This window comes from Streptomyces sp. CC224B (assembly GCF_030010595.1).
In the GTDB taxonomy this organism is placed as follows: Bacteria; Actinomycetota; Actinomycetes; order Streptomycetales; family Streptomycetaceae; genus Streptomyces; species Streptomyces longispororuber.
This window is the reverse complement of sequence record NZ_JASCXL010000197.1, coordinates 1-8,373: the sequence shown is the minus strand read 5'-3', so window position 1 is coordinate 8,373 and position 8,373 is coordinate 1. Positions and strand designations below refer to the sequence as shown.

Here is an 8,373-nt window from a genome sequence, read left to right as displayed (position 1 = left end):
CCCGCCGGGCCGGGCCGCCGCCGCGGCGGGGGCCGCGCCGCCGGGTGAGCGCGCCGCGCGGCGCCCGCTCAGCGAGGCGTGATCCCGTACAGGGCGTACTCGACGAGCCGGTCCGCGTAGGCGTGGCTGAGCGGGCCGGTGCGCTGCATCCAGCGCTGGGCGAGCGGGCCCGTCCACAGTTCGAGGGCGATGCGCACGTCGACGTCGGGGGCGACCTCGCCGCGCTCCTGGCCGGCGCGCAGACGCCGCACGTAGTGCTGGAGCTGGGGTTCGAGGAGCTTCTCGACGAAGTCGGCGCCGAGTTGCTCGTTGACGACCCCCTCGGCGGCGAGCGCGCGGGCCGGGGCGTCGAACCTGGGGTCCGTCATCTCGTCGACGGTGGCGCGCAGCACGTACTTGAGGTCGGCCTCCAGGTCGCCGGTGTCCGGGATGTCCTGCGCGGGCTCGTCGAGTCCGGCCTTCTCGCTGAGCTGGGCGTTGGCCTGCTCGGCGAGGTCGAGGAAGGCGTCGAGCAGCACGGCGGCCTTGGAGGGCCACCAGCGGTAGATGGTCTGCTTGCCGACGCCGGCGCGGGCGGCGATGGCCTCGATGGTCATCTTGCCGTAGCCGACCTCGCCGACGAGTTCGAGAGCGGCGTCGTAGATCGCGCGGCGCGAACGCTCGCTGCGGCGCGTGGAGTCAGGTGCGGTCTTCTGAGCCATGCCGTCGAATGTAGCAGCGACACGAGACGCCGCGTCTCACCATGAGTCGCGCGCCTCGGAAAAAGAGCTGGACAAGACGGAACGTCTCGCCTACTGTCGACACATGACGAGACGACCCGTCTCGTCGATGAGGCGCTTTCCCTGCGATACGGAGGTACCACCATGGCGCGAGGCGGATCCGGAATGCTCGGCGTCGGCGGCACGCGCAGCAAGCTGTCGCGCAAGGCACTGCGCGGCGGCAGCGGCGCGGGGCGCCCCGGCGGCGGGCTCAGCCCCCAGGCGCAGAAGCGCGAGCTGCTGCGCAAACTCCAGGAGAACCGGGCGGCGGGCGAGGGGTCGTAACCCCCGGATGTTCCCGCCGGGGCGGGCAATCGTCCGCCGGAACGTTCGATTCGTGAGCAATTTTCCGCCCAGACCACAGTTCGACGGCGACAGAACACTGCGCGAAGGCTCCTCAGACCGCACCATGGGCAGCAACAGCCCCTGCGGTTCGTGAGGAGCCTTCGTTGGATCACGTCGCCCGGCGCGCCACACCCCGGCGCTACCTGATGTGCCCACCCGTGCACTTCAAGGTCACGTACTCCATCAATCCGTGGATGGACCCCGCCAAGCCCGTGGACGTCCCGCTGGCCGTCGCCCAGTGGGAAGACCTGCGCGACCGCTACCGCTCGCTCGGCCATACCGTCGAGGAGCTCGAACCCCGCCCCGACCTGCCGGACATGGTCTTCGCGGCCAACGGCGCCACCGTGGTCGACGGCCGGGTCCTCGGCGCGAGCTTCGCCTACCCCGAGCGGCAGCCGGAGGCCGCGGCGCACCTGGAGTGGTTCCGCGCCCACGGCTTTTGCCACGTCCACGAGCCGACCCACATCAACGAGGGCGAGGGGGACTTCGCCGTCACGTCGTCGTACGTGCTCGCGGGCCGCGGCTTCCGCGCCAGCCCGCTGTCGCACGGCGAGGCCCAGGAGGTCTTCGGCCGCCCGGTCATCGGCCTCGACCTCGTCGACCCGCGCTACTACCACCTGGACACCGCCCTCGCGGTCCTGGACGACGCGACGGACGACGTCATGTACTACCCGGGCGCGTTCTCGCCCGGCAGCCAGGCCGTGCTGCGGCGGCTGTTCCCCGACGCGCTGATCGCCGAGGATCCGGACGCGGTGGCGCTCGGCCTGAACGCGGTCTCCGACGGCCTGCACGTCCTGCTCCCGCAGGCCGCCGTCGGGCTCTTCCAGCCGCTGCGCGAGCGCGGCTACGAGCCGATCGGCATGGACCTGAGCGAGCTGCTCAAGGGCGGCGGCAGCGTCAAGTGCTGCACGCAGGAGCTGCGGCAGCACTGACCCCGCCGGTACGCGCGGGCGGCCCCCGGCCGCCCGCTTCCCTCCTGGCCGGGCCGGTGCGGCGGCGCCCTCAGGACTCCACGTCCGCCGGGCACAGGCGGCGCGGCCGGTCGTCGCCGCGCAGCCTGGCGTCCACGCAGCCGCCGGGCAGGCCGGCGCGGGCCTCGGTGCCGAAGTTGGCCGTGACGGTCAGGACGCCGTCGCCGAAGACCGTGCGCTGGAGCGCCCGGTCCGCGGTCAGCCACCGGAAGGACGTGAGGCGCTCGGTGCCCGCGGCCCGGTGCAGTGGCGCGAAGTACCGCTGGAGCGCGGCGAGTTCCCGCCCCTGCCGCGCACTCTCCGTACCGTTCAGGACGTAGTTCAGGGGCCGGTTGTAGAGCATCGCGAGCAGCGCGCGGCGGGTCTTCTCCGCGGGCAGCTTCGCGTACGACAGCTCCCAGCGCTCGACGCCGACGGTGGAGCCGTGCAGGGCTGTCCCGTACAACGGGACGCGGTAGCGCGGGTCGTACATGGCCGTGGCGAGCGCGGCCGGGAGCCGGACCGGCTTGAAGAAGGCCTTCGGGGCGTCCTCCGGGTAGTAGCCGCCCCATTCCTCCCGGTTCTTCTCCAGTGCCCACAGGCCGTCGGCGGCCGGTGTCGCGCTGCCGTGGTCGAAAACGAGGACCTTATTGGCCCACGCCTGCGCGGTCTCGGAGCCGAGGACGAGGCCGGAGCCGGTGAGGCGGCGCATCCGGGCGAGGCGGTGGGCGCGGTCCTCGGCCTTGGTCATGGGGTGGCGCGGGGAGTGGTCGCGGAACAGCTCGCCGGTGGCGTCCACGTCCAGGAAGTAGCTGTCGGCGCCGTTGCGCACCATCGCGCGGGTGCGGTCCGCCAGGTAGTGGCGCGTGGGCTCGGCGCGCTCGAACGCGGCGGAGCTCAGGTAGCAGCCGCGGCCGCCGAACCCGGTACGGGGGCGGCCGTCGGCGTCGCGGACGCAGAAGTCCGGGTACACCCGGTCCGGCCACACGGAGGTGGGGCTGTCGGCGCTCCGCGGGTCCTGCCCGTTGGCGAACGTGTCGTACGGGCCGACGAGGTACCCGGCGGCCTTCGCCGCGGCGACGGCCCGCGCGTCCATGGGGCGCGGCCCGGCGTCGTACCCGAGCCACATCCGGTCGACCCCGAGCGCGCGCAGCCGCCGGACGCCCTCGGCGGTGCGCGCCTTGCCCCACACGTACGCGTGGAACGCGCCGAGCAGCTTGCGGGCGGCCGGGGTCCGGCGGAACTTCGCGCGCAGGCTGCCGAGCCGGCCGCGCTCGGCGAGGTACGCCCGGTAGTCGGCGGCGGGCGCGACCGGGTTGCCGTCGGACAGGGCGAGGGTGACGGTGTAGGCGCCGGTGCCGTCGGCGCGGCGGAAGTCGTGCCGGGCGGTGGCGCGCAGCCGCCCGCCCGCCGCGGTGAGGGCGAGGGAGGTGCCGAGGTCGGTCGGGACCAGGTAGCTGACGCCGTGCCGCCCGGCGGAGTAGCCCCACAGCGGCAGCGTGAGGTCGCCGCCCACGTCGAGGCCGGTGCCCGCGAGGCGGCCGCCGCCGGTGACCCAGAACGGGTCGGCCACCGGGATGTCGAGCCCTTCCCCGCGCGGCAGTTGCAGGCTCGCCGACCGCGGCACGCCGACTCCGGTCACGGGCCACCGCAGCGAGGTGTCGCGGCGCGCGCCGAAGCTCAGCGAGAGCCGCCCGTGGTCGGCGCGGGCCGTGACGTCGAGCCCGCGCGCGGGGTAGCTCCAGCGCATGAGCCCGCCGGCGCCCCGGCGCACCGGCCCCGGCCTCCCGAGCGGCGTGGCCGCGGCGGCCGAGAGCAGCCGGTCGTGCCCGTCCCGGGTACGGGCCCGCACGGCGAGCGTGGCGGTGTCGACGAGGGCGGTCCCGCCATGGACGGCAACCGCGACGGCGCCGCCGCGCGCCCCCTCCGCCCCGGCGGCCCGGACGGGCCCCCCGCCGCCGACGAGAACCAGGGCAAGGCTCAGGGCTGTGGTGGTGACTTTGCTTGTGGTGGACATGGTGACGTGAATAGTCACCGTTTCTAAGGAACCGATAAGAGGAGGTAGCACTTCCACCCGCCCGACCGGCGCCCGAGGACGAGGCGCGGAAGCGCCAGACCCAGCCCGCCGGGCGTCCGAGGACGACCCACGGAAGTGCCAGACCCAGCCCGCCGGGCGTCCGAGGACGACGTACGGAAGCGCCAGACCCACCCCACCCGGCGCCCGAGGACGACGCACGGAAGCGCCAGACTCAGCCCGTCCGGCGTTTGAGGACGAGGCGCGAAGCGCCAAAGAAGGGGGGAAAGGGGCGCAGCCCCATAGTCGGGCCGCCGGACACCGGGGCAGAGGGGTGGAACCGCCCTAGGCCCCCGGCCAGGCATCGCCCCAGTCGGCGTCCCGCGCCTCCCGGTACAGCCCCCCGTGCCGCTTCGTCACCGTCGCCTTCCGCAGCACCCCGTCACCGTCGCAGAGGTCCAGCAGGACCTGGCCCTTGCGGATCTGGGGCTTGCGGACGACGCGGCGGGCGGCGGGCGCGAGGCCCTCGGCGGCGGGGCCGGGGTCGCGGACGGCGGCGACGTAGGAGAACTTCTCGTCCTCGTAGGCCAGGGAGCCGCCCTTGACCCGGCGGTGCAGCGAGGAGCGGCTGACCCGGGCGGAGAAGTGGCACCAGTCGGCGCCCGGCACGATCGGGCAGGTGCCGCTGTGCGGGCAGGGCGCGGCCACGCGGAACCCGGCGGCGACGAGCCGGTCGCGGGCCGCGATGACGCGGGCGTAGCCGTCGGGGGTGCCGGGCTCGACGACCACGACGGCGTCGGTGGCGGCGCGCGCGGCGACGTCCACGACGCGGGCCCGGTCGTCCTCGGTGAGCTCGCCGAGCACGTACGAGATGGTGACAAGGGCGGTGGGGGCCACGGTGAGCGAGGCGTCGATACGGGCCCGCTGCCACCGGGCCCCGGTCAGGCCGGGGTGGTGCCCGGCGAGCTCGCGGCCGAGGGCGAGCGCCGGCTCGGCCCAGTCGAGGACGGTGACGGGCCGCTCGCCCGGCCAGGTGGCGCCGACCGCCCAGGTGGCGGCGCCCGTGCCGCCGCCGATGTCGGTGTGCGCGGCCGGGGCCCAGTCCGCCGGGGCCGCGGCGGCGAACGCCCGCAGGGCGGCGTGGACGGCCTCGAAGGTGGCGGGCATGCGGTAGGCCGCGTACGCGGCGACGTCGGCGCGGTCCCGCAGGATGGGGGCCCCGGTCGGGGTGTCGCCCCGGTAGTTCGCGATGAGCCGGTCCACGGCGGTGGCGGCGGCCCGGGGCGGCAGGTCCTCCAGGAGGCCGGTGAGGGCGGCGCGGAGGGTGTCTGCGGGGGAAGGGTGGTCGTGCACCTGGCGATTTTAGACGGCCGGGGGCCGGGTCCCTCGCGGGGCGCCCCAGGCCCTCCCCTTCCCGAACCAGGGGCTGCCGCCCCTGGGCCCCGCCCTTTCGGCCCTCGGCCTCGTCCTCGTCCTCGTACGCCGGACGGGCTGGAACCTCCGTTCCGCCGTTCTCAGCACACCGCGCGCGCCAACGCGGTGGCCGCGCGGGCGCGGGGGCCGTTGTCCGGCGGGCGGCGGCGGGGGTGGACGGTGGTGGCCAGGAGGATCAGGAACGTGTCCGTGGCGCGGTCCAGGACGAGGGACGTGCCGGTGAAGCCGGTGTGTCCGGCCGCCCCGCGTCCCGCGAGCTCGCCCATGAACCACTCCTGGTCGACGGCGAAGCCCAGGCCGGGCGGCCGGAGCATCAGGTCGACGTGGTCGGGGCCCAGGACGCGGGCGGAGCCGTAGGCGCCGCCGCACAGCAGGGCCCGGCAGAACACGGCCAGGTCCCGGGCCGTGGAGAAGAGCCCGGCGTGGCCCGCCACGCCCCCGAGCGCCCACGCGTTCTCGTCGTGGACCTCGCCGCGCAGCATGCCCCGGTCGGCCTTCGCCCAGGGCCTGCGCTGGTCCTCGGTGGCGGCGGCCTCCGGCCGGGGCCCGAAGCCGGTGGCGGTCATGCCGAGCGGCCGGGTGATGCCGTCGCGGACGAGCGCGTCGAGGGGCCTTCGGGTGACGCGCTGGAGCACGTGCTGGAGCAGCAGCAGGTTCAGGTCGGAGTAGCGGTAGGTGCCCGGCGGGCCGGACGGCGCCTCGGTGCGCAGCGCGCGCAGCCGCGCCGCCGCGTCCGGCAGGTCGTACAGCGGCAGCTCGGGGCGGAGGCCGGAGGTGTGGGTGAGGAGCTGGCGCACGGTGGTGCCGTGCGCGGCGGCGGCCGTGAACTCCGGGACGTACGCCGCGACCGGCCGGTCGAGCGCGAGGGTGCCGCGCTCCAGTTGCTGCACCGCTACGACGGTCGTGAACAGCTTCGTCAGCGAGGCCAGGTCGAAGGGCGTGTCCGCGGTCATCGGCACGCGCCGCCCGGGCGGCAGCTCCACCCCCGCGTCGGCCCGCTCGTCGTACGCGGCGTACCGCACCGCCCAGCCCGTCGCCTCGGCCACGGCCACGACGGGGCCCCGGCCGGCCAGGACCACGGCGCCCGCGCACCAGGGGCGGGGGCCGCGCGGCAGCTCCCGTACGCCGTCGACGAGGCGGGCCAGCGCGTCGGCGTCGAGCCCGGCGCGGTCGGCCGCGCCCGGGTGCAGTGCCCGGGGCGGCGGGGTCAGCGGGATGCCTCTTCCGGCCCCGTCCCCGGCCCCGGCCCCTGCTCCTGCTGCTCCTGCTGCTCCTGCTGCTCCTGCTGCTCCTGCTGCTCGGTACCGGCGTTCCGCTGCCACGGGCGGCACAGTCCCACGAAGCAGGCGAGGGCCGCCACTCCGCACACGAGCTGGACGACGGCCATCGGCACGGCCGTGCCCTCGCCCGCGATGCCGACGAGCGGTGAGGCGACGGCGCCGATGAGGAAGGAGGAGGTGCCGAGCAGCGCGGAGGCGGAGCCCGCCGCGTGCCGGGTGCGCATCAGGGCGAGCGCGTTGGTGTTCGGCATGGCGAGGCCCATCGCCGACATCAGCACGAACAGCGCGACGGCGATCGGCGCGAGCCCGATGTCGTCGCCGAGGACACCGCAGGTCATCAGCAGCAGCGCGGTCGCGGCGAGCGTGATCACGGCGAGGCCGAAGGCGAGGGCCTTGTCCAGGCTGACCCGGCCGACGAGCAGCTTGCCGTTGATCTGGCCGACGACGATCAGACCGACGGAGTTCACCCCGAAGAGGAGGCTGAAGGTCTGCGGCGAGGCCCCGTAGATCTCCTGGATGACGAAGGGCGACGCGGAGATGTACGCGAACAGCGCGGCGAAGGCGAAGCCGCCCGCGACCATGTAGCCGGTGAACACGCGGTCCGCGAGCAGCCCGCGCATGGTGCGCAGCGCTTCCGCCGTGCCGCCGTCGTGCCGGTCCCGCGGCGCCAGGGTCTCCGGCAGGCGCCGCCACACGAGCAGCGTCAGGGCGACGCCGACGACCGTCAGGACGACGAAGATGCCCCGCCAGTCCGTCACGCGCAGGACCTGGCCGCCGATGAGCGGGGCGACGACCGGGGCGACGCCGGAGATCAGCATCAGCGTGGAGAAGAACCGGGCCATCTCGACGCCGTCGTACAGGTCGCGCACCACGGCCCGGGCGATCACGATCGCGGCGGCGCCCGCGAGGCCCTGGAGCAGGCGGAAGGCGATGAGCAGTTCGACGGTGGGGGCGAGGGCGCAGATCGCGGTCGCGAGGATGTAGACGAGCAGGCCGGTCAGGAGGGGGCGGCGGCGGCCCCACTTGTCGCTCATGGGGCCGACCACGAGCTGGCCGAGGGCCATGCCGGTGAGGCAGGCGGTGAGGGTGAGCTGGACGGTGGCTGCGGGGGCGTGCAGCGCGTCGGTGACCTCCGGGAGGGCGGGGAGGTACATGTCCATGGAGAGCGGGGGCATGGCGGTGAGGCCGCCGAGGACGAGGGTGACCAGGGCTCCCGTCGCCACGTGCAGGGCCCCGCGGTTCGCGGGGCCCGTGGGGTCGGCTCCCCCCGTGCCGGTGTCCGCCTCTGTCGGTGTCCCGACCCCACGCTCGGCCATCGCGCCCCTCCCGGTAGTTGTCATGTCCCTCTATCGTCGCAGGCGCCGGGGGGTGCCTTCGCCGGGGGCGCCCCAGGCCCGCCCCTTCCCGAAACCGGGGGCTGCCGCCCCCGGCCCCCCGCCCACTTCGTCTGGGGCTCCGCCCCTCTCCCCCACACGGCGCTCCGCGCCTCGGGGGGGAGAGCCCACCGGGGGGGGGGGACAGCACCCCCCCCCGGGGGGGCGGGGCGCGCCGCCCAGGGGGGGGGGGGGGGGGGGCGGAACCCACCCCGCCGG

General features: G+C 75.4%; 7 protein-coding genes. 2 read left to right on the top strand and 5 right to left on the bottom strand.

The features are described 5' to 3' along the window. Window positions 1–68 precede the first annotated feature (68 nt). The gene (locus QK440_RS40195) at window positions 69–701 is read right to left on the bottom strand and encodes a TetR/AcrR family transcriptional regulator (protein ID WP_282798218.1); all 633 of its coding nucleotides are present in this window, start codon (window positions 699–701) and stop codon (window positions 69–71) included. Between the two features lie 162 nt (window positions 702–863). Here QK440_RS40195 and QK440_RS40190 point away from each other — a divergent pair, with 162 nt between their 5' ends. Next, window positions 864–1,043, top strand: coding sequence for a DUF6243 family protein (locus tag QK440_RS40190; protein WP_282798217.1), 180 nt, complete (start codon window positions 864–866; stop codon window positions 1,041–1,043). A gap of 164 nt (window positions 1,044–1,207) precedes the next feature. After that, window positions 1,208–2,035: a dimethylargininase gene (gene ddaH / locus QK440_RS40185; protein WP_349239356.1), complete on the top strand. Its 828-nt coding sequence runs from the start codon at window positions 1,208–1,210 to the stop codon at window positions 2,033–2,035. Between the two features lie 70 nt (window positions 2,036–2,105). Here ddaH and QK440_RS40180 read toward each other — a convergent pair whose 3' ends face one another. The 4 genes from QK440_RS40180 to QK440_RS40165 form a co-directional block, all read right to left on the bottom strand. Beyond that, a complete protein-coding gene (locus tag QK440_RS40180) occupies window positions 2,106–4,070 on the bottom strand; it encodes a glycoside hydrolase (RefSeq protein ID WP_282798216.1) in 1,965 nt (654 codons plus the stop codon). A gap of 342 nt (window positions 4,071–4,412) precedes the next feature. Next, window positions 4,413–5,420 carry a small ribosomal subunit Rsm22 family protein gene (locus QK440_RS40175; RefSeq protein ID WP_282798215.1) on the bottom strand — a complete coding sequence of 336 codons (1,008 nt, stop codon included), beginning with the start codon at window positions 5,418–5,420 and terminating at the stop codon, window positions 4,413–4,415. Window positions 5,421–5,581: 161 nt separating this feature from the next. Next, complete coding sequence (locus QK440_RS40170) at window positions 5,582–6,646, bottom strand: serine hydrolase domain-containing protein (RefSeq protein WP_282798219.1); 1,065 nt, start codon at window positions 6,644–6,646, stop codon at window positions 5,582–5,584. Between the two features lie 62 nt (window positions 6,647–6,708). Further along, the gene (locus tag QK440_RS40165) at window positions 6,709–8,121 is read right to left on the bottom strand and encodes a multidrug effflux MFS transporter (protein WP_349239355.1); all 1,413 of its coding nucleotides are present in this window, start codon (window positions 8,119–8,121) and stop codon (window positions 6,709–6,711) included. Window positions 8,122–8,373: the final 252 nt, after the last annotated feature.

Coding starts and splice junctions, on each gene's coding strand:
- QK440_RS40165 (WP_349239355.1), bottom strand. CDS start 8,121: ATGACAACTACCGGGAGGGGCGCGATGGCCGAGCGTGGGGTCGGGACA.
- QK440_RS40180 (WP_282798216.1), bottom strand. CDS start 4,070: ATGTCCACCACAAGCAAAGTCACCACCACAGCCCTGAGCCTTGCCCTG.
- QK440_RS40190 (WP_282798217.1), top strand. CDS start 864: ATGGCGCGAGGCGGATCCGGAATGCTCGGCGTCGGCGGCACGCGCAGC.
- QK440_RS40195 (WP_282798218.1), bottom strand. CDS start 701: ATGGCTCAGAAGACCGCACCTGACTCCACGCGCCGCAGCGAGCGTTCG.